18 protein-coding genes and 1 tRNA gene are annotated in these 18,609 nt (G+C 59.1%); 7 read left to right on the forward strand and 12 right to left on the reverse strand.

Annotated elements, in window-relative coordinates; all coding sequences use genetic code 11:
- Nucleotides 1–4: 4 nt before the first annotated feature.
- Nucleotides 5–81 (reverse strand) — tRNA-Arg (locus tag B3Z17_RS06935).
- 167 nt (nucleotides 82–248) lie between these two features.
- Here B3Z17_RS06935 and B3Z17_RS06940 point away from each other — a divergent pair.
- Nucleotides 249–1,781 (forward strand): ATP-binding protein, encoded by a 1,533-nt coding sequence (locus B3Z17_RS06940; RefSeq protein ID WP_286829131.1) that lies wholly within the window; start codon nucleotides 249–251, stop codon nucleotides 1,779–1,781.
- A 6-nt stretch (nucleotides 1,782–1,787) separates the two neighbouring features.
- Here B3Z17_RS06940 and B3Z17_RS06945 read toward each other — a convergent pair whose 3' ends face one another.
- Complete coding sequence (locus B3Z17_RS06945; RefSeq protein WP_286829132.1) at nucleotides 1,788–2,546, reverse strand: HAD family hydrolase; 759 nt, start codon at nucleotides 2,544–2,546, stop codon at nucleotides 1,788–1,790.
- Nucleotides 2,546–3,478, reverse strand: coding sequence for an aminotransferase class IV (locus B3Z17_RS06950; RefSeq protein ID WP_286829133.1), 933 nt, complete (start codon nucleotides 3,476–3,478; stop codon nucleotides 2,546–2,548). Before B3Z17_RS06950 ends, B3Z17_RS06945 begins: the two co-directional genes overlap by 1 nt.
- A 90-nt stretch (nucleotides 3,479–3,568) precedes the next feature.
- On the opposite strand from B3Z17_RS06950, the gene B3Z17_RS06955 reads away from it, so the two are divergent.
- Nucleotides 3,569–4,372 (forward strand): thermonuclease family protein, encoded by an 804-nt coding sequence (locus B3Z17_RS06955; protein WP_286829134.1) that lies wholly within the window; start codon nucleotides 3,569–3,571, stop codon nucleotides 4,370–4,372.
- A 65-nt stretch (nucleotides 4,373–4,437) separates the two neighbouring features.
- Here the strand turns inward: B3Z17_RS06955 and B3Z17_RS06960 are convergent, their stop codons facing one another.
- The 3 genes from B3Z17_RS06960 to fdxA form a co-directional block, all read right to left on the reverse strand.
- Nucleotides 4,438–5,316 carry an RNA polymerase factor sigma-32 gene (locus tag B3Z17_RS06960; protein WP_286829135.1) on the reverse strand — a complete coding sequence of 293 codons (879 nt, stop codon included), beginning with the start codon at nucleotides 5,314–5,316 and terminating at the stop codon, nucleotides 4,438–4,440.
- Between the two features lie 193 nt (nucleotides 5,317–5,509).
- The gene (locus tag B3Z17_RS06965; RefSeq protein WP_068308516.1) at nucleotides 5,510–6,010 is read right to left on the reverse strand and encodes a CarD family transcriptional regulator; all 501 of its coding nucleotides are present in this window, start codon (nucleotides 6,008–6,010) and stop codon (nucleotides 5,510–5,512) included.
- Nucleotides 6,011–6,433: 423 nt separating this feature from the next.
- Nucleotides 6,434–6,769 (reverse strand): ferredoxin FdxA, encoded by a 336-nt coding sequence (gene fdxA / locus B3Z17_RS06970; RefSeq protein ID WP_286829136.1) that lies wholly within the window; start codon nucleotides 6,767–6,769, stop codon nucleotides 6,434–6,436.
- Between the two features lie 242 nt (nucleotides 6,770–7,011).
- On the opposite strand from fdxA, the gene B3Z17_RS06975 reads away from it, so the two are divergent.
- On the forward strand, nucleotides 7,012–7,479 hold the full coding sequence (locus B3Z17_RS06975) for a hypothetical protein (protein ID WP_286829137.1): 468 nt from the start codon (nucleotides 7,012–7,014) through the stop codon (nucleotides 7,477–7,479).
- Nucleotides 7,480–7,564: 85 nt separating this feature from the next.
- On the opposite strand, the gene B3Z17_RS06980 is transcribed toward B3Z17_RS06975, so the two are convergent.
- The 3 genes from B3Z17_RS06980 to B3Z17_RS06990 form a co-directional block, all read right to left on the reverse strand.
- The gene (locus B3Z17_RS06980) at nucleotides 7,565–8,002 is read right to left on the reverse strand and encodes a universal stress protein (protein WP_286829138.1); all 438 of its coding nucleotides are present in this window, start codon (nucleotides 8,000–8,002) and stop codon (nucleotides 7,565–7,567) included.
- A 130-nt stretch (nucleotides 8,003–8,132) separates the two neighbouring features.
- Nucleotides 8,133–8,525 (reverse strand): RNA-binding S4 domain-containing protein, encoded by a 393-nt coding sequence (locus B3Z17_RS06985; protein ID WP_286829139.1) that lies wholly within the window; start codon nucleotides 8,523–8,525, stop codon nucleotides 8,133–8,135.
- 10 nt (nucleotides 8,526–8,535) lie between these two features.
- Nucleotides 8,536–11,466, reverse strand: a complete 2,931-nt coding sequence (locus tag B3Z17_RS06990) for a helicase-related protein (protein ID WP_286829140.1) — start codon at nucleotides 11,464–11,466, stop codon at nucleotides 8,536–8,538.
- 130 nt (nucleotides 11,467–11,596) lie between these two features.
- Here B3Z17_RS06990 and B3Z17_RS06995 point away from each other — a divergent pair, with 130 nt between their 5' ends.
- The 3 genes from B3Z17_RS06995 (at nucleotide 11,597) to rpmB (ending at nucleotide 14,191) form a co-directional block, all read left to right on the forward strand.
- The gene (locus B3Z17_RS06995; RefSeq protein WP_286829141.1) at nucleotides 11,597–11,968 is read left to right on the forward strand and encodes a hypothetical protein; all 372 of its coding nucleotides are present in this window, start codon (nucleotides 11,597–11,599) and stop codon (nucleotides 11,966–11,968) included.
- Nucleotides 11,965–13,716, forward strand: a complete 1,752-nt coding sequence (locus B3Z17_RS07000; RefSeq protein WP_286829142.1) for an amidase — start codon at nucleotides 11,965–11,967, stop codon at nucleotides 13,714–13,716. The genes B3Z17_RS06995 and B3Z17_RS07000 overlap by 4 nt, the downstream gene beginning before the upstream one ends.
- A 187-nt stretch (nucleotides 13,717–13,903) precedes the next feature.
- On the forward strand, nucleotides 13,904–14,191 hold the full coding sequence (rpmB, locus tag B3Z17_RS07005; RefSeq protein ID WP_068308533.1) for a 50S ribosomal protein L28: 288 nt from the start codon (nucleotides 13,904–13,906) through the stop codon (nucleotides 14,189–14,191).
- 90 nt (nucleotides 14,192–14,281) lie between these two features.
- Here rpmB and B3Z17_RS07010 read toward each other — a convergent pair whose 3' ends face one another.
- From B3Z17_RS07010 to cobS, 3 genes are read right to left on the reverse strand one after another with little or no spacing between them, the layout of a single operon-like run.
- Nucleotides 14,282–15,277 carry an esterase-like activity of phytase family protein gene (locus tag B3Z17_RS07010; RefSeq protein ID WP_286829143.1) on the reverse strand — a complete coding sequence of 332 codons (996 nt, stop codon included), beginning with the start codon at nucleotides 15,275–15,277 and terminating at the stop codon, nucleotides 14,282–14,284.
- An 8-nt stretch (nucleotides 15,278–15,285) separates the two neighbouring features.
- Nucleotides 15,286–17,145, reverse strand: a complete 1,860-nt coding sequence (gene cobT / locus B3Z17_RS07015; protein WP_286829144.1) for a cobaltochelatase subunit CobT — start codon at nucleotides 17,143–17,145, stop codon at nucleotides 15,286–15,288.
- 21 nt (nucleotides 17,146–17,166) lie between these two features.
- Nucleotides 17,167–18,174, reverse strand: a complete 1,008-nt coding sequence (gene cobS, locus B3Z17_RS07020) for a cobaltochelatase subunit CobS (protein WP_068308539.1) — start codon at nucleotides 18,172–18,174, stop codon at nucleotides 17,167–17,169.
- Between the two features lie 155 nt (nucleotides 18,175–18,329).
- Between cobS and B3Z17_RS07025 the strand changes: the two genes are divergently transcribed.
- Nucleotides 18,330–18,599 carry a BolA family protein gene (locus B3Z17_RS07025; protein WP_286829145.1) on the forward strand — a complete coding sequence of 90 codons (270 nt, stop codon included), beginning with the start codon at nucleotides 18,330–18,332 and terminating at the stop codon, nucleotides 18,597–18,599.
- Nucleotides 18,600–18,609 lie beyond the last annotated feature (10 nt).

The raw sequence follows: 18,609 nt of genomic DNA on the forward strand, positions 1-18,609 counted from the left end.
AAGGTGGTGACCCCGACAGGATTCGAACCTGTGGCCCCCAGATTAGGAATCTGGTGCTCTATCCTGCTGAGCTACGGGGCCATGCCTTGGCATGTCTATGCGGTTTAGCGGCAATCCCGTACCGGGTCAACCATGTCGAACCGGGCTGCAGGCAGGCCATTCAAAAAATGCAGAAAACTGCGGATTTCTTACAGAATATTAACCTATTCGGCGTCTGATACCCTAGGAGCTCTGTTTAAGGAATCAGCGTGAATTTTCACCGACTTGTCGCACCGGTCTTCATTGCGGTTGCCGCCAGTATTGCGGCATTCGTCGGTGTTGTGATTGTTGCGGCGACGCTTCAGGATGAAGCCGCGCTCGAAGCCGAGGCCAAGGTGATCGAACAGGATATGGCGTCCATCCACAAGTCTCTGGCCGTGCTGGCAGAGGACAATGCCTGGTGGGACGAGTCCGTCGACAATATCACGATCGAAGAAGATATCGACTGGATCGACACCACCATCGGTGAATCTGTCAATGGCATCCAAGACATTCACGGTGTACTGGTGCTGCGGCCTGACGCCAGCCTGATTTATGCCAACTTTGTTCAGGACCTGCCAGCGCCGCACGTGCTGCTTGATGCGGGTTTTCAGAAGCTTATACGCACCTTCCCCAAACCGAAGCCAAGAGAACCGATAAGCCGGTCAGGCTTTATCCTGGCAGAGGGCCAGTTGTTGGCTTTTGGCGCGAGCCTGGTACAAAACTCCGGCATCAACCAGCTTGATGATGTGGTGGCGGAAAACGGCCATTCCGCGATTATCTTTGTAGCCCAACTGACGGCTGAACACCTTGAGGAGATGGGCACCGCAAACGCCATCCACACCCTGTCCCTTACCGATGATCCGGGCGGCAGCAACGCATCGCTGCCGGTTCTGGACTTTGACGGCAACCCCATTCGTTACCTGGTCTGGAAAACGGCAGCGCCCGGGTCGGAGATGGTCAGCAAAATGATCTTCCCGGCTATCGTCTTGCTGATCATTGTGGTGCTGGCCTTGGGCCGCTTCATGCGGCGCGCCAACCAGCTGTTCCGTGAACTGGAGGGCGCCAACAAAGCGAAGTCGGCCTTCCTGGCGTCCACAAGTCATGAAATCCGGACACCGCTGAATGCCATCCTGGGCTTTACCGAGCTGATCTCGCTGGAGCTTTACGGCAAGGTTGAGGGTGAAAAGAACAAGGAATATCTGACCCTGATTCGCCAAAGTGGCGAACATCTGCTGTCCATCATCAATGACATTCTGGATATTTCAAAGCTGGAGGCCGAACGGTTTGAGATTTATGCCGAGAAGGTCGACCCCATCCTGGTGGTAGACGCCAGCAGCAAAATCATCCAGGCGCAGGCAGATGAAAAATCCATCGAGATTACCAAAGAGTGCGAGAGTGCAGAGCTGTTTAGCGATGAGCGCATCATGCGCCAGGTGCTGATCAACCTGCTGTCAAACGCGGTGAAATTCACCCGGCCCAATGGGCAGATCATGATTTCCGGCCATACGGTGGAGGACCGCTATCAGCTGGTGGTGCGCGACACAGGCATCGGCATGTCAAAGGATGAAATCCAGAAAGCTGTTTCGCTGTTTGGCCAGGTGCAGGGCGAATATGCCCGCAGCCACACAGGCACAGGCCTGGGCCTGCCGCTTGTCAGCCGCTTCATGGAACTGCTGGGCGGCGATTTCGCCATCAGCTCTGTCCCTGGCGAAGGCACAACCGTTACGCTCGGTTTCCCGCTCTATATCAAGAAAAGCTGAAGCTGGTCAGACCCGGTAGCGGCTCATTTCCTCATAGATCGGCATGGCAGCGTCTGCAATGCGCTTAAGGTCGTCATCCAAGCTGTTAAATTCTGCCGTTCGGGCCGCATCATTGGGGGGCGCGAACCCGGTCGATTGCTCCACACCGGCATACCACCAGGACGCCCACACACCGTCACTGTCCCGCGGGCCTTTGGGCCACGACAGCATGGCCGCGTCGAACGGAATATCGAGCGCCGCACAGAGCCGCGTCAGCGTCTCCTTCGGCGCAGCCTGCACTTCGGCGGTGTCGATCACCGGCGGGGCCTTGCCCTCACGGTCAGCGATCATGCGGAATATTTCCAGCTGGCGTTCCACGCCCAGATCCTCAAGCGTCACGTCGGGGCGTGACTTGACATAGCTTGCCAGGATGTGACGCGGATCACGCACCAGAAAGGCGTTCCGGAAATCGTCGGTCCAATCGAGGCCAAAGCTGGGCAGCATGTGGTGGCACATATGCTTCTGGTAAAAAATGCGCTTGCCGGTCGGCAAAGGCGCCAAGAGGTCGTCCACCACCGCCTGCCAGCTTATGGGCTGCTCCTTCAGGATCAGGTCCCGGCCCGGATGGTCGAGCCCGCTTTCCTTCAGAAAGGCGGCATAGAAGGGCTCATCCACAACCATGGTGTCCGCCCGGTTCTCGAACGAGCGCATCATGGCGGTCGAGATATTCCTTGGGCCCGACCACATGGCGATCCGGATGATATCGCCGGTCATCAGGTCCGTCATCAGCTGCGTCCCTTTGCAACCTCGGCCTCGATCCGCGCCCTATAGAGGCCGCGCAGGCGTTCAACCATCGGGCCGGGCATCGGGGCACTGTCTTCGCCAAGCGTCCGCCCATCCACATCGCCCACAGGCACAAGGCCCGCGAAGGTGCCGGTGACAAAAGCTTCGTCAGCACCGTAAACATCCGTGAGGCTGAAGTCTTTTTCAAACACCGGGATGCCGGCGTCGCGCGCGCATTCAATGACGTTGGAGCGGGTGATTCCGCCCAGGCAGTATTTCCCGCTTGAGGTCCAGACCTCGCCGTCGCGCACGATGAAAAAGTGGGTGCTGTTGCAGGTGGCGACAAAGCCGTGCGGGTCCAGCATCAGGGCTTCGTCCGCGCCCGCCTTGGCGGCCTGGATGCAGGCGGTGATGCAATTAAGCTTCGAGTGGCTGTTGAGCTTGGGGTCCTGCACGTCCGGCGCGCCGCGGCGCACATGCACGGTGAACAGCTTCAGGCCCTTCTCAAGCGTGGTCTTGAGCGGTGATTTGAATTCCGGGATGATCACAATGGTCGGATCACCGATGGTCACGCGCGGGTCCTGATAGGGCGTGGCCTTGATGCCGCGGGTAACCATCAGGCGGATATGGCCGCCCTCAAGCATCTTGTTCCTGTCGATGGTCTCATAGAGCCGCGCCTTGAGCTCTTCGCGCGTCAGGGCGATATCCATATCGATGGCCTTGGCGCCTTCATACAGCCGCTTCATGTGCCGGTCGAGAAACGCGATAACGCCGCCATGTACCCGCAGGCCTTCCCACACGCCGTCGCCCAGGATATAGCCGCTGTCGAACACAGACACTTTGGCGTCTTCGCGCGCGAAATATTCGCCATTCACATTGATCAAAATGTCCCGGTTGCGCGGGTCGTCTTCATAGTCGTGGGTACCGTGAGCCATAGCGTCTCTCTGTGGTTCTCTGTGTTGTTTTATCGTTCTCGGCGTGTGCCAATCAGGCTATGATCACCTGATCCACGGGGAGGATGAAACATGATGCCACTGAGGGCAATCCTTATATTGGTCGCGATGCTGGCGGGGCAAGCAGCCCAAGCCACAGAGCTGGACCTGACGGGCCTTGAAGACTGCGGTACGGTTACGGCCCAAGGCGCCATCGGCGGGGCGCGTTTCACCACAAATGGCGGCCAGGTGGTCAAGCTGGCGCTGGTGAAGGCGCCGGAGCTTTGGAAAAAAGGTGATCCCTACAGAAGCTGGCCCCACGCTGAAGCCGCGCGGGACGCGCTGACCGCGCTCACAGACGGTCAGGAAATCAGTCTGTACTGCGAAGGGGGCAAGACCAACCGCGAAGGCGAACTGGTGGCCCATGCGCTGCTCGCGGACGGCCGCTGGCTGCAGCATGTCCTGGTGGAGGGCGGCAACGTATTCGTTTTCCCTCGCCCGACCAGACGGCGCGGGCTTGAGACCCTCTACCGCACGGAAGATGCAGCACGGGCGGAAGGCAAGGGCCTGTGGGCGTATGACAATATGAAAACCGTCGACGCGCTGAGCTCAGGCGTGCGCACCGGCTGGTTCCAGATTGTTGAAGGCTCTGTGGTGGCGGCCAACCAGGTGGGGACAACCCTTTACCTGAACTTCGGCGAGGACTGGCGCACAGACTTTACGGTGGAAATTCCCAGTACCGCCCTGCGGCATTTCGGGAAAGCCAAAATCGACCCGCTGACGTTTGAAGGCCGGCGGGTGGAAGTGCGTGGCTGGATCGATTTCAAGGGTGGGCCAAGGCTGTTGCTGCAAGGCCCCGGGCAGCTGCGCCTCATGAAAGACAAACCCGCGCAATGAAAAAGCCGGGCTGTGCGGCCCGGCCTTGATGGTCTCTCTGATCGTCTCTTTGGGAGTACAGTGTATCAGCCGGCCAGGCCCGCCAAGCGGGGGTCGCCCACTTCGGCGATCAGCGCCTGCTTCAGCTTGCCCAGCGCCTGCGCTTCAAGCTGACGGACACGTTCCTTGGAGATGCCCAACTGGCTGCCAAGTACCGCAAGGGTCACACCCTCTTCCCGAAGCTGGCGCTCGCGGATGATGAAGCTTTCGCGTTCGGTCAGGCTGCCCATGGCTTTCTCAATAAGCGCGGCTTTCTTGGCACCGTCCACATTTTCCATATATTCCTGATCGGGACGCGGGCTTTCGCTGACCAGAAGATCCTGCCATTCCTGGGCCGATTCGTCAGCCACAGGCGCGTTCAGCGACCGGTCAACGCCCGACAGGCGCCCTTCCATGGCTTCCACATCCTTCAGCCGTACGCCCATCTCATCAGCGATCTGGTTCCTCGACAGCATGGATAGCGGCCGATCCGGGTCAACGCCCATGCGGGCCTTCAGGCGTTTCAGGTTGAAAAACAGGGCCTTGTGCGCGCTCGTGGTGCCCGTGCGGACGATCGACCAGTTCCTCAGGACATAATCCTGAACGGCGGCGCGTACCCACCAGCTTGCGTATGTGGAGAAACGAACATCCCGCTCCGGCTCGAACCGGTAGGCGGCTTCCATCAGGCCAACGGTGCCTTCCTGGATCAGGTCAGCGACGGGCAGGCCGTAATGGCGATACTTGCTGGCAGCGGCAATGGCCAGGCGGAGGTGTGCCTCGGTCAGCGTCTTCAGCGCATGCTCGTCGCGCTCCTGCTGCCAGGAAAGGGCCAGTTCGCCTTCCTCTTCCCGGTCCAGCATTGGAACCTTCATTGCGAAACGAATTAGCCTACGGTCATCGCCGGTGGCCCAGTTTCCACGACTCATTCATTCCCTCCCAAGAATTAATGTGATCGATTAATGAAGCGCATTATGGCCCTAAACGATTCAAAATGCAGCAACTTTTTTTTGAGATTTAGTTTAGTCCTCCAATGTCACAGGATTGTGTACCTCAGTACGAAAAAGCCCGCCCCCAGGATCACCGGGGACGGGCTTTTTAAAACCGATTAAGCAGATGCGCTTAGGCAGCCAGCTCTTTCTCGAGCTTGACCATCGCTGCTGCTTCGTCGATGTCCTCAACGGCGGCCAGCTCACGGGCAAGACGACCAAGGGCCGACTCGTAGATCTGGCGTTCGCTGTAGGACTGCTCAGGCTGATCAGCGCCGCGGTGCAGGTCGCGGACGACCTCCGCGATGGAAACCAGGTCACCGGAATTGATCTTTGCTTCATATTCCTGTGCCCGACGGCTCCACATGGTGCGTTTGATGCGTGCTTTGCCCTTAAGTGTTGTGAAGGCTTCCTTCAGCGTGGCGTCCGAGGACAGACGGCGCATACCGCTGGCTTCAGCTTTCAATGTTGGGACACGAAGCGTCATGCGTTCTTTCTCGAACCGGATGACATAGAGCTCCAGTGCGAGGCCCGCGATTTCCTGGGTCTCAAGCTCGGTGATCCGGCCTACGCCGTGCTTCGGGTAAACAATGTAATCGCCAACTGAGTAAGGATGTTTTGTGGATTTTGCCATAGTGGTCCTTTGTCCTTCTTTACATTAGCCGGCCTACCTGTGTAGGGTTGGACGTCCTCTCGGGCATGCACGGTTTCCCATAAGGGTCCGGCAGAGAATGTCCGGGCGGGCAATAAAATTGCGCCGACCCTGCACTGGGCCAAAAAAAACCGTTGCTGCCCCAGCTCCAGGAGCGCAAACAGGCTTTAAAAAGCGTTTCAATTATAGGCGGTTCCAGCCACCACACGGCAAAAGGCTTGGCGCCCTTTTTGCCGCGTCAATCCCTATTGTATACCACAAATTTCACTAATATGACAGTGGAAAGATGCCGCACTTTGGCTCTATTGCTGGATTTTAGACGTTTTTACACGAAAAAGAGGCCCGGCGGGATGGCCGAGCCTCTGATAAACCATTGCTGCAAAAGCAATAACGGAAACTGCTAAATCAGTCGCCTTTACCCGGCTTGTCGGAGAAATGCTCCATTTTGCCTTCTTTGCCTTTCCAGTCATCGGCGTCAGCGGGCTGCTCGCCTTTGACCGTGATATTCGGCCATTCTTCGCTGTATTTGGTGTTCAGCTCGAGCCACTCTTCCATGCCGTCTTCGGTGTCTGGCAGGATGGCCTCAGCCGGGCACTCAGGTTCACAAACGCCGCAATCGATACATTCGTTGGGGTTGATAACCAGCATGTTTTCACCTTCATAGAAGCAGTCCACAGGGCATACTTCCACGCAGTCCATATATTTACATTTGATACATGCCTCAGTGACAACATAGGTCATGAGTGTCTCCTTAACTGTGCCTGTTCGCAGTCTGCCGGGCTGGAAGGCGGCGATGCGATATAATCATTAGTTCGCTTTATGCCCAAAACAATAGCGGCCCGCAACGCCTTTATGTGCAAGCGATTCTTAACTCACGCGATTGTTTGGCTTGCTTGGTAGCCAAATTATACATCCGGCATAGATGCTTTACTTTCCTATCTGCTACATGCCTACATTAAGCGAGGAAATCAAAGGGGGTATGTGTGCAATATTTTTGGGAAGGGATTAGCAGGGCTCCGGCATGGACGACGCTCATCTGGGCAGCAATCGCACTGCTCGTTCAGAACTCCTTTGGCCTCATTCTTTTGTCGGGATTGATGTGTCTTTGGCCAGCGGCACTGGCATATGACCTTGAGCAGAAATTCGATTTTATCTCTGCAAAAATCGAACGCTACTGTCTGACTTGCGCCTTCCTGATTGCCATGACCCCGGCACTTGTTCCCAATGCATCCCCTGATGATGCAGCTTTCACCGCAACACCCGCAATCATTGCCTTTTGTGCCTATGTCTTTGCCGTCTGGAGGGTATCAGGCCTGATCGTAACGTTACAAAAGAAGTCCTTCCAGGAAACAGACGATCAAGAGCTGGTCTTTGGCGCCTTCTTCTTTCTTAGCCTTGGCGGCGCATTCTGGATTTCGAAACGGGTGTCCCGCCTAAATCCAGTGCTTTGAACCGTACCCTTTACCCGCCCATCAGCGTGTCGGTGGCGCGGCGCCGGGCCCCGGCTAAACGGGCCCCAACGCCTAACCTTGTCTTCTAAGGCACAAGAACGATGGGTTTATCCACCGTGTGCGCGAGCGAGTTTGCGACGCTGCCGACCACCAGGTCAGCCACACGGGAGCGACCGCGTCTGCCTGCAAACACATGCGTGACAGTGTTGGCCCTGACGCGTTCATTGATGGTATCGACCGGATCACCCCAGTGAACCTCGGAGCTCAATTCGACGCCCGAGTTTTCATGCCTCTCCAGGATCGGCTTGAAAATCCGGTTCCTGATTTCCGGTTCTTCATCTCTGTCGATCCGGCGGTGCGCCGCATTATCGACAGCCATCGGCTTGATGTTTGATGACCACGGTACAACGGTGATCAGACGCACAGCCGCGCCGGAGATTTTCGCCATCATAACCGCTTGGTCTACCGCACGGTTGCCCCATTCACTGCCATCAACGGCCACCAGATACGTATGCTCACTCACTGTATTTCTCCTGATATGAACTGGCAGCAGAATAGGCGAGTCGGGCGTGGAAAGATTTGAGCTAAGTCAAGCAGACAGCGCTTTCCACGGATTAAAACCCCAATGAAAATGCGGGAAGGGAGACAGGCACTTAGCGGTCCATCAGCTTGTCGATGGCGCGGCGTTCGGCCTTGGTGGGGCGGCCTGCGCCCGCGTCCCGAAGCGCCGGGGCGGACTTGCGTGCCTCGGCCTGCTCGCGCTTCTGCTCTTCAAGGGGGGCCAGGTCTTCATAAAGCGCCTGGGCCTCAGCCGCCGGGCCGCGGCGCGCGCCACAGGCCAGCACCTTTATCACGCGCACGTGCGCCGCTTGCGGGAAGGTCAGTACATCCCCGGGGCCAATGGTGGTTGAGGCTTTCTTTGAATGCTCGCCATTGACGCGCACCTTGTGCGCTTTGCAGACCTTGCCGGCGAGCGAACGGGTTTTGAAGAAACGGGCGTACCAGAGCCAGAGGTCCAGCCGGATTTTATCGCCCGTTTCAGTCATGTCTCAGGTCTTACTTCTTCTTCTGAAGCGCGTCCTTCAGGCCTGCAAGCGCCGCAAAAGGCGAATCCGGATCGGCCTGCTTTTCGCGTTTCTGGGGACGCGCCGTGTGGGTGCGCGGACCGGACGGCTTACCGCCCTTACCCTTGCCCCTGCGGTCGCCGCCTTTGCCTTGTGGCTTGCCGCCACCCGGCTTGCGGTCACCGAGCGGACGGCCACCCTGTGGGCGGGCCTTGCGCTTCGGCGCCCAGGCGAAGAAATAGCGCTCAACCAGTTCGGCTTCGCCCTCTGCTGCGGCTTCACCTTCCGGTGCTGCTGCTTCAGCTGGGGCCTCTTCGGTTTTGGCTTCTGCTGCCTTAGCTTCTTCGGTAGATGCTTCCTCAGGCTTGGCTTCCTCGGCCTGACCTTCTGCCGGCGCTTCAGCCGGAGCTTCCTCAGCTTTTTCAGCCTCAGGCGCCGGTTCAGCAGATGCCTCGTCTTTCGGGGCTTCTTCCTTGGCTGCTTCTTCCTTGGCAGGTGCCGGTACCTGACGCACTTCGTGCTTGTAGCCCGCAGACGCCATCACCTCGGCGAAGTCCTCGCCCGACAGGCCCACAAGGCCCATGATCTCAGGGGTCACCTCAAACCAATCACCGCCCTGGCCAAGGGGCCGAACGGCATCAGCAAGACGCTCGAGCATGTCCATGCGAACAGCTTTCTTGCCCACAACGGTGAAGCCTGCGAGCTCATAGAAAGCGTTCGGCGCCGTGGCTTCCGTATCCACCCACACCATGCCCGGTGTCGGCAGGCCCGGCAGACCATTCAGCTTGCCAGCCATCGCCCACATCATCAGCCTGAGCTCAATGGCATGCGGCTTCAGCACAAGCGGGATATAAAGCGAGGACGCCCCAATGCGGATACCGAACCGGCGCAGGCCCTTGCGGGCGTCCTGGTCCAGCTGGCGAAGATCGCCGTCCACTTCGGTGCGTTTCATCACGCCGTAATTTTCCAGAAGGCGGTAGGCCACGCCCCGCGCCAAACCGGAAAGCGGTGCCGCGCCCTCAGGGGCCTCGGTCTCGCCGTTCAGCTCCTGCGCCAGCTTGATCAGCGGCTCCAGCTTTTCAGCGATCCGCGTGTCCAGCCATTCCTGCGTTTTCTCGACAACCAGGTCGGCGTTTTCGCCCTGCAAAAGGCTGGAGGCCAACAGCTTCACGCGCGGGCCAAACAGGGCGCCGCTGTCGTGAACGGTCGCGATCGGCGCGCCTTCCCACATGATTTTCGGGTTCGCGAGGCCTTCGGAAAAATCGAAGGAGAGCGTTTTATAGCCCACGTTGGCGAACAGTTTCGCGCGGCGGGTCAGCTCTGCCTGCAGGGCGGTCTCGGCCGCGGCCTTCAGTGTCTTCTGTTCATCCGGGGCGGCGGAAGCCTCCACGCGGAAGGAGAAACCGTTCAGTTCACCGATTTCGTGTCCTTCGACAGAAACCTGGTTTGTCTCGTTATCAATGCTCACGCTAAGCGTATCCCTGTGCCTAAGCGAGCGCATGAGGACCGCCGTGCGGCGATCCACAAATCGCTGTGTTAACTTTTCATGCAGCGCGTCCGACAAACGGTCCTCGACGCTGCGCGTAACATGGGCCCAATGGGCCGCATCCCGAAGCCAGCCTTTCCGGTGTGAAACGTAAGTCCATATACGGATACTGGCAATTCGACCGGCCAAGGTATCTATGTCGCCGGTAATATTGTCAAGCCGCTTCACCTGACGGGCAATCCAGTCATGCGGGATGGTCCCGGCAGGCCCCATCAGATCGACGTAAATTTTCCTGAGAAGTGAAGTATGATCTTCCACGCTCAGTTTTCGGAAATCCGGAATTTGGCAGACATTCCAAAGCCTTTCGACGGATTCCTTGGTTGTCGCCAGGCTCGCAATCTTGTCGTCCGCCCCCAGCGCCTTAAGCGCCAACAGGTCAACCGTGTCCCTGACCCGGTGCAGGCCGTCTGTGCTTACAGGCGCCTCCAGCGAGCGCAAAAGCCGGGGAATCGTAGAAAAATCAAGCCGGTGATTCCGCCAGTAAAGCCGCTTTACGGGCTCAAACTCATGTTCTTCGATCTGGGCGACCATCATCGGGTCCATGGGCTCACCGCCACCGCCAAGGGTGGAAAAAGTGCCGTCTTTCTTGAAGCGCCCGGCACGCCCGGCGATCTGCGCGGCCTCTGCCGCCGTCAGGTCCCGGAAGGTGCGGCCGTCGAATTTCGAAAGCCCGGCGAAAGACACATGCCCGATATCAAGATTGAGCCCCATGCCGATGGCGTCGGTGGCCACCAGATGATCCACTTCGCCGCTTGCATACATTTCCACCTGCGCGTTCCGGGTGCGGGGCGACAGCGCGCCCATCACGATGGCAGCGCCGCCCTTCTGCCGCCGGATCAGCTCGGCCAGGCCGTAAACATCAGATGAGGAGAAACCGACAATCGCACTGCGGCGCGGCAGGGCGCGCATCTTTGCGGGGCGGATATGCTTGAGCTCGGAAAAGCGCGGGCGGGTGATGATCTCGGCTTCGGGGATCAGCTTCCTGATCAAGGGGCGCATGGTCTCCGCGCCCAGCAGCAGCGTTTCGTGCCTGCCGCGGCTATGAAGCAGATGCTCGGTAAAAATATGCCCGCGCTGGGGGTCGGCGGCCATCTGGATCTCGTCGATAGCGACAAAATCGGTCGCCGCCATGCGCGGCATGGCCTCGGCCGTACAGAGGAAATAGCGCGCGCCTTCGGGCACGATGCGTTCCTCGCCGGTCAGCAGCGCCACCTGGTTTTTGCCCTTGATGGATACCACCCGGTCATAGACTTCGCGCGCCAGAAGCCTGAGCGGGAAACCCATCACCCCACTGGCATAGCCCATCATCCGGTCCACCGCATAATGGGTCTTGCCCGTGTTGGTGGGGCCTAAAACTGCTTTGATGATGCCAGCCATAAGGTACGCCTACAGGAACATTGGAACGGGTGCGAGTTTTAAAGAACCGACCGGCCCAGCACAATGGAATAATATGGCAGCATTTTATCGATTAATTGAACCTTCATACAGTGCGCATTAGGCTGTTGAAATGAATATGGAAATCAAAGCCCGCGCCCTGCGCATCATCCTGATTGTACTGGCTTTCGCCATACTTTTCGTTCGGCCCAACATGTTGGGCGTGGACGTGGATATGCTTATGCTGTTCCTGATGGCTGGCGCCCTGGTTCTACCGCCAGCCCTGCAGTGGCGCTTCAGTGTGCGCACCATGGATGTTTTCGATATTTTGCAGGCCGCGGTCCAGATTCTTGGTCCGGCAATGATCTTTGCGGCAGCTGCTGCGGACGGACCACACGGCGCCTGGGTTCCTCTCGCTGCGATATTCTATGGGATCATGCTTATTGGCGTTATCCTGCGTGACATGGCAGCAATCATTTGTGAGCTCAGGAGGTCTCCGTCGTGAGCCAGGATAAAAGACTGAACCGGCGCCAGATATTGAAAGGCGCAACTGCGCTTGGCAGCATGGCTGTGGCTGGGGCTGCGCTTGGCCAGGATACGGCTGCGCCCGCGCCGCAGTCAGGCGAGGTGCCGCTGCCGCGCCCCCAGGATCTGGCCGGTGCCGAGCGGGTGCTGGCGGTTCAATACACGCCCGAAGAACGCGCGCTTCTCTTTGACAAGCTTGAGAATATGATCGACCGGGTGCGCGCCCGCCGCGCCAAGGTACCGCTGGAGAATGACGACGCACCGGCGCTGGTGTTCGACCCCCGCCTGCCGGGCGAGACCTATATGGTTCAGGAAAACCGGGTGGAAGTTGGCGCGACCGACTTTGGCGCTGTGCCGGCCTCCGCGGACGATATCGCCTTTGCGCCCCTGGCGGCCCAAAGCCATTGGATCAAGACCCAGCAGCTGACCTCCAGCCGCCTGACGGACATATGTCTTGGCCGTATCCAGGCCCATGCGGCCAAGCTGGAGTGTTTTGTCACGCTACTCACCGACAGCGCGCGCGAGGCCGCCTACCGCGCCGATATCGATATCCGCTCGGGCCGCTACAAGGGGCCGCTGCACGGTATTCCCTATGCGCTCAAGGACCTTCTGGACACCGCCGGTGTGCGCACCACATGGGGCGCCACAACCCACCGGGACCGAGTGGCCCTGACGGACGCGGAAGTGACCAAGCGGCTCGAAGAAGCCGGGGCGATCCTCCTCGGCAAGACCACGCTTGGGGCGCTGGCGTACGGCGACAAATGGTTTGGCGGCATCACCAAGAACCCCTGGAACCTGGCCGAAGGCTCATCAGGTTCAAGCGCCGGGTCGGCCTCCGCCGTAGCTGCCGCGCTCTGCAGCTTCGCCATCGGCACCGAAACGCTGGGGTCTATTGTGTCCCCGTCCGCGCGCTGCGGCGCCACCGGGCTTCGGCCCACCTTCGGGCGCGTCGCCCGCACCGGCGCCATGGCGCTGTGCTGGAGCCTCGACAAGATCGGCCCCATCTGCCGGGGCGTGGAGGATACCGCGCTGGTGCTGGGCACCATCAATGGCGGGCACAGGGATGACCCCAGCTCCTACGACTGGGGCTTCAGCTATGTTGGCCGGGACGCCGTGACCGAAACACTGCGTGTGGGCTATGACCCCGCCTGGTTTGGCGACGAGGCGACAGACCTGGACCGGATGGTGCTCAATCAGATCAAGGATCTTGGCTATGAGCTGGTGCAGGTCTCCCTGCCGGACCTGCCCTACAGCTCGCTTCTGGGTACGCTTGAGGTGGAAGCCGCCGCCGCGTTCGAAGACCTGACCCTGTCGGGCCGCGATGAGGAACTTTCCTGGCAGGAAGCCCGCGCCTGGCCTTCGACCTTCCGTGCCGCCCGCTTCCATTCGGCGGTCGAGTATCTGCAGCTGACCCGCTTCCGCCGCCAGGTGATGGAAATGATGGCCGAGCAGTACCGCACGGTGGACATCATTGTGTGCCCCAATTTCGCCGGTGATATGCTGGTGGTCACCAACTATACCGGCCACCCCAGCCTGACCCTGCCCGTGGGCATGACGGAGCGCCCGACCATGCCGCTCGCGGGTGAGGACATCAAGGCCGGCCCCAAACGGCTGGTGCCGCATACCATTACATTGTGGGGCAATATGCTGCGGGAAGACCAGCTGATCGGCCTTGGCTGGCTCCTCGAGCGCAACCTGAATTTCGCCAAGAACCGCCCGGCGCTCTAAGCCCACCGCAAAGAGACCGCCGGTGCCGCAACCGCGGAAAACAGCCATTAAAGCTTGACCCGGGGCAGGGAATCGCATAAACCCCCGCGAGCTAATGCCAAAACGGTCTTAGCGAAATTTGGTCATAAAGATTCACTGGATGTGCCTAAGGCACTGAAAAACCAGTAGAAAAACAAGGATAACGATCATGTCTCGCGTATGTGAACTGACCGGCAAAGGCGTAATGACTGGTAACAATGTGTCTCACGCACATAACAAAACCCGTCGTCGCTTTCTGCCAAACCTGACTAAAGCAACCCTGCTGTCTGACGTTCTGGGTCGCTCTGTAAGCCTGCGTATTTCCACGCACGCTCTGCGCTCCGTTGAGCACAATAACGGCCTTGATAACTTCCTCCTGAAAGCTCGCGATGCAGACCTGTCTGCCAAGGCGCTGAAGCTGAAGAAGGAAATCAAGAAGAAACAAGCTGCAGCCTAAGGCCAACCGGCATAGCAACAGTTTCATGAAGCGCTGCGGCAGAGATGTCGCGGCGCTTTTTCGTTGCGGGTGGCATTGTTGGGTGGATGGCTAGCCCTCGAGCGCAAACATCAACAGAAGCGTGCGCTGGTTTGAACTGAAATTGTCGTCCGACACCATATAGACCCGCGTGGTGCCATCGGCACCCGTGCCAACCTCAAGGCCTTCCAGGTTATCGACCGTCAAGGGCGGCGCCAGATGCGCCAGTTCTTCGCCCACCAGCGTCGCACCGGGCCTGATATCCTCCGCCTTGAAGCGCAAAAGCTTGATCGCCACACCGTCCACCACGGAAAAGAAGCGTGTCAGCAGCAGGATGTCGCCGTTTGGCAACAGGGCCGCGTCCGTAGGCGCAAAATTCTTGGGGCGCTTGAAAAAGAGCCCATGAATTCCGCCCGCTCCCACCAGCCAGGCGCGCGAAAGCCCCTGCACGTCCACGCCACGTTCGGCAAAAGCCAACAGGTGACCATCCGCTGTCCAACTGATCGCCTCCATGCCGCCGTTATCTGAAATACCGTCAAACTCCATCCCCTGGGCTGGCGCCCAGGGCGTGGGAACACCGCCGGGTTTGGCCATCTCCAGCCGGTGCCGCTGTTCGAACGCCACCAGGAAGCCGTCGTCCATCCGGATCAGGCTTTCCGCATCAAAGCCCTCCTTGCTGTCTTCAGGCATATTGAGGTCAAACGGTATTAGTTCAGCATCGGTGATGGGCTGCGGTGCCGCCGGGGTGAAACTGGCGGTGAACCAATCACCCTGGTCGCTGATGGCCACCAGCGTGCCATCTTCGGAAATCGTCAGCCCGGACAGGCCGCCGAACCGGTCGTGGGGTGATGTCAGCGCCCAGCCCGCAAGATATTTGAGCGCGCCAACACGGTTGAGCGCCGGATCATCCGCGTTCAGCGGTACCGGTTCGGCGCGCAGCTCAATCCCGGCGGGGGCGGCCAGCGCCTCTCCCACACTCTGGGACAAGAGGTGGCTTTTGAAGGCAAATACCACCGCGGCAATTGCCAGACAAAGGATCATCAGAATACTACTGCGATGCTGTTTCACGGGTGCTGCTATCTGATCATTTTCGGTTTGGGCGGCGTTTCCTCAAACAGGGACGCCAATTGTTCGGTCATGGCGCCGCCAAGCTGTTCGGCATCGAGGATGGTAACCGCCCTTTTATAATATCGCGTGACATCATGGCCGATACCGATGGCGATGAGTTCCACGGGCGAGCGGTCCTCGATCCAGGTGATCACCTGCCTCAGGTGGTTCTCGAGATAGGTGCCCGAATTGACGCTGAGCGTGCTGTCGTCCACCGGCGCGCCGTCGGAGATTACCATCAGGATGCGGCGCTCTTCCGAGCGCGCCATCATGCGGTTGTGTGCCCATAGAAGCGCTTCGCCGTCGATATTTTCCTTGAGGAGCCCCTCGCGCATCATCAGCCCCAGATTGCGGCGAGACCGGCGCCAGGGCGCATCGGCGGTCTTATAGATAATGTGCCGGAGGTCATTCAGGCGGCCCGGGTTCTTGGGCCTGCTGGCCTGCAGCCATTTCTCGCGGCTCTGGCCGCCCTTCCATGCCTTGGTGGTAAAGCCCAAGATCTCGACCCGCACACCACAGCGCTCCAACGTGCGGGACAGGATATCGGCAGAGATGGCGGCGATCGAGATCGGCCGTCCGCGCATGGAGCCCGAGTTATCAAGGAGGAGCGTCACCACCGTGTCCTTGAATTCGGTGTCGCTTTCAAGCTTGTAAGAGAGCGGCTTGGTCGGGCTCGAGACAACCCGCGCCAGACGGCCGCTGTCCAGCAGGCCTTCCTCAAGGTCAAACTGCCAGTGGCGGCGCTGCTGCGCGAGAAGACGCCGCTGCAGCCGGTTCGCGAGCTTGGATACGGCGCCCGACAGGTGCGCCATCTGCTGGTCGAGATATTTCCTCAGCCGCTCCAGCTCCTCAATATCGCAGAGCTCTTCGGCCTTGACGACCTCATCAAATTCTTCGGTGAAGACATTATAGAAAGGCGTGTCGGGCAGATTGTCGAGCGGGCGATTCGGGCGCCATGGGATGGTGCCTTCCTGCTTGCCTTCGCCGGCTTCAGCCTCGCCGTCGTCCATTTCATCCATCGCAGCTTCAGACGATTGCTCGTCTTCCGCGGTTTCGCCTTCCTGCTCGTCAGACCCTTCGGCGCCGTCGGCGTCACCGTCCTGGTCTTCGCCCGGTTCGCCGTCCGGTGTATCGGGCATGCCGTCCTGCGCGTCATCTGACGATTCGTCCTCCTGGTCCTCGTCGGATTTGTCGCCTTCATTATTGCCGATCAGCTCGGCAATGATGGTGCGGGTCAAAACGGACGCGCCTTTCTGGTCCTCAACCTTGTTTTCAAGCTGATCCAGCAGATGACCGACCGATTCCTCAAGCCACTTGCGCTGGCTTTCAACGGCAACCACCGCGCTTTCAGGCGGCGGGGCACCCGTGAGGCGTTCGCGCACCAGAAGCCCGAGCACATCCGCGAGCCGCGCGCTTTCATCGTCAGACGGCCGGGCCATACCGGTCTCAACCGCTTTCTTTTCGGCGAGCGCCGCCAGGTTGGCTTTCATACCGGGCATCTGCCGGGCACCAATGGCTTCAATCCGTGCGCCTTCGACCGAGTCGAAAATGGCGCGGGCGAGTGCGCCACCTGGCGCCAGTTTGGTATGCAGCTTGGTGTCATGGTAGCGGTGCCTGAGCGCGAGCGAGTCGGCAAGGCCGCGCACTTCGGCCACATCCTTCGCGCGCACCACATGCGGCAGGTACGGCACGCGGGCTTCGCCGGCAACAATGCCCGGCACATCCGCCGTGAACTTGACCTCCAGATTGCGGTCGTCCGCGACCGCACGGGTCACGGCGGCAAGCGCGTGCTCGAACACTTCTTTTGCTGACTGGCTACCGTCTGCCATGAAAAACTACTCCGGCGGTACTTAGGACGCACCACCCATCACAAGATTGGACGCGCTTTCCTTCAGGTCCTGCCCGAACGAACGCTGAAAATACTCGGCCACAATCGGGCGTTCGGCTTCATCGCATTTATTGAGGAAGCTGACGCGGAAGGCGAACGCCACATCACCACCGAGGAGCGCGGCATTCTGCGCCCAGGTCAGGACCGTCCGGGGGCTCATCACCGTTGAGATGTCACCGGCCATGAAGCCCGCGCGGGAAAGGTCCGCCACACGCACCATGTTGGAGATGATCTCCTTGCCTTCAGGCGTGTTGTAGCTGGGCTCTTTCGCCAGCATGATCTCGGTTTCCGTATCGTGCGGCAGGTAATTCAGTGTCGCCACGATATTCCAGCGGTCCATCTGGCCCTGGTTGATCTGCTGCGTACCGTGATAGAGGCCTGTGGTGTCGCCAAGGCCGATGGTGTTGGAGGTCGCGAAAATCCGGAAAGCCGGATGGGGGCGGATCACTCGGTTCTGGTCCAGAAGCGTGAGCTTGCCTTCCACCTCGAGAACCCGCTGGATCACGAACATCACGTCCGGGCGGCCGGCGTCATATTCATCAAACACGATTGCGGTCGGTGACTGGAGCGCCCAGGGCAGGATACCTTCCTGGAATTCTGTCACCTGCTTGCCGTCCCGAAGCACGATCGCGTCCTTGCCGACAAGGTCGATCCGGCTGATGTGGCTGTCGAGGTTCACACGGATCGTGGGCCAGTTGAGGCGCGCCGCAACCTGCTCGATGTGTGTGGACTTACCTGTGCCGTGATAGCCCTGGATCATCACCCGGCGGTTGAAGGCAAAGCCCGCCAGCACCGACAGCGTGGTGTCATGATCAAACACATAGGCTTCATCAACATCGGGGACATGCTCGTTCCGCTCTTCGAATGCCGGTACTTCCATATCCAGGTCGAGCCCAAATGTCTCCCGCACGGAAACCTTGTTTTCCGGAAGCGTCAGATTGGGCAGCTTTTCAGCAGTTGCGGCACTCATACGAGACATCCTCTTGTCTTAAAAACTCTTGATAACCATTCTAAAGAATGAGCATTTGCATTACCAGTGGGGTCTCGGGCCTTTTGGGTCAACCGAAAACCACTGGAAATAGGCGAAAATTCTTCAACCTTTTGTGTAGAGAAAATAAGGCGTTTATGGGCAAAGTCACCGAAAGAATCGAAAAAAAACTGAATGACAGCCTTTCACCCACGCATCTTGAGGTGATTGACGAGTCAGAAGGCCACCGGGGGCATGCCGGATACCGCGAGGGCGGTGAAAGCCATTTCCGCGTGGTGATCAAATCCAAGGCGTTTGAAGGCCAGAACCGGCTGGCGCGTCAGCGCATGGTAATGAAGGCCCTGGCGGACGAGATGAAAGAGCAGATCCATGCGCTTTCAGTCCAGGCAGACGTACCCGACGCCTGAAGCGTAGACT

The organism is Kordiimonas sp. UBA4487 (genome assembly GCF_002389025.1).
Classification (GTDB): Bacteria; Pseudomonadota; Alphaproteobacteria; order Sphingomonadales; family Kordiimonadaceae; genus Kordiimonas; species Kordiimonas lacus.

Coding starts and splice junctions, on each gene's coding strand:
- B3Z17_RS06945 (WP_286829132.1), bottom strand. CDS start 2,546: ATGACGGACCTGATGACCGGCGATATCATCCGGATCGCCATGTGGTCG.
- B3Z17_RS06950 (WP_286829133.1), bottom strand. CDS start 3,478: ATGGCTCACGGTACCCACGACTATGAAGACGACCCGCGCAACCGGGAC.
- B3Z17_RS06955 (WP_286829134.1), top strand. CDS start 3,569: ATGATGCCACTGAGGGCAATCCTTATATTGGTCGCGATGCTGGCGGGG.
- B3Z17_RS06960 (WP_286829135.1), bottom strand. CDS start 5,316: ATGAGTCGTGGAAACTGGGCCACCGGCGATGACCGTAGGCTAATTCGT.
- B3Z17_RS06965 (WP_068308516.1), bottom strand. CDS start 6,010: ATGGCAAAATCCACAAAACATCCTTACTCAGTTGGCGATTACATTGTT.
- fdxA (WP_286829136.1), bottom strand. CDS start 6,769: ATGACCTATGTTGTCACTGAGGCATGTATCAAATGTAAATATATGGAC.
- B3Z17_RS06985 (WP_286829139.1), bottom strand. CDS start 8,525: ATGACTGAAACGGGCGATAAAATCCGGCTGGACCTCTGGCTCTGGTAC.
- B3Z17_RS06990 (WP_286829140.1), bottom strand. CDS start 11,466: ATGGCTGGCATCATCAAAGCAGTTTTAGGCCCCACCAACACGGGCAAG.
- B3Z17_RS06995 (WP_286829141.1), top strand. CDS start 11,597: ATGAATATGGAAATCAAAGCCCGCGCCCTGCGCATCATCCTGATTGTA.
- rpmB (WP_068308533.1), top strand. CDS start 13,904: ATGTCTCGCGTATGTGAACTGACCGGCAAAGGCGTAATGACTGGTAAC.
- cobT (WP_286829144.1), bottom strand. CDS start 17,145: ATGGCAGACGGTAGCCAGTCAGCAAAAGAAGTGTTCGAGCACGCGCTT.
- cobS (WP_068308539.1), bottom strand. CDS start 18,174: ATGAGTGCCGCAACTGCTGAAAAGCTGCCCAATCTGACGCTTCCGGAA.
- B3Z17_RS07025 (WP_286829145.1), top strand. CDS start 18,330: ATGGGCAAAGTCACCGAAAGAATCGAAAAAAAACTGAATGACAGCCTT.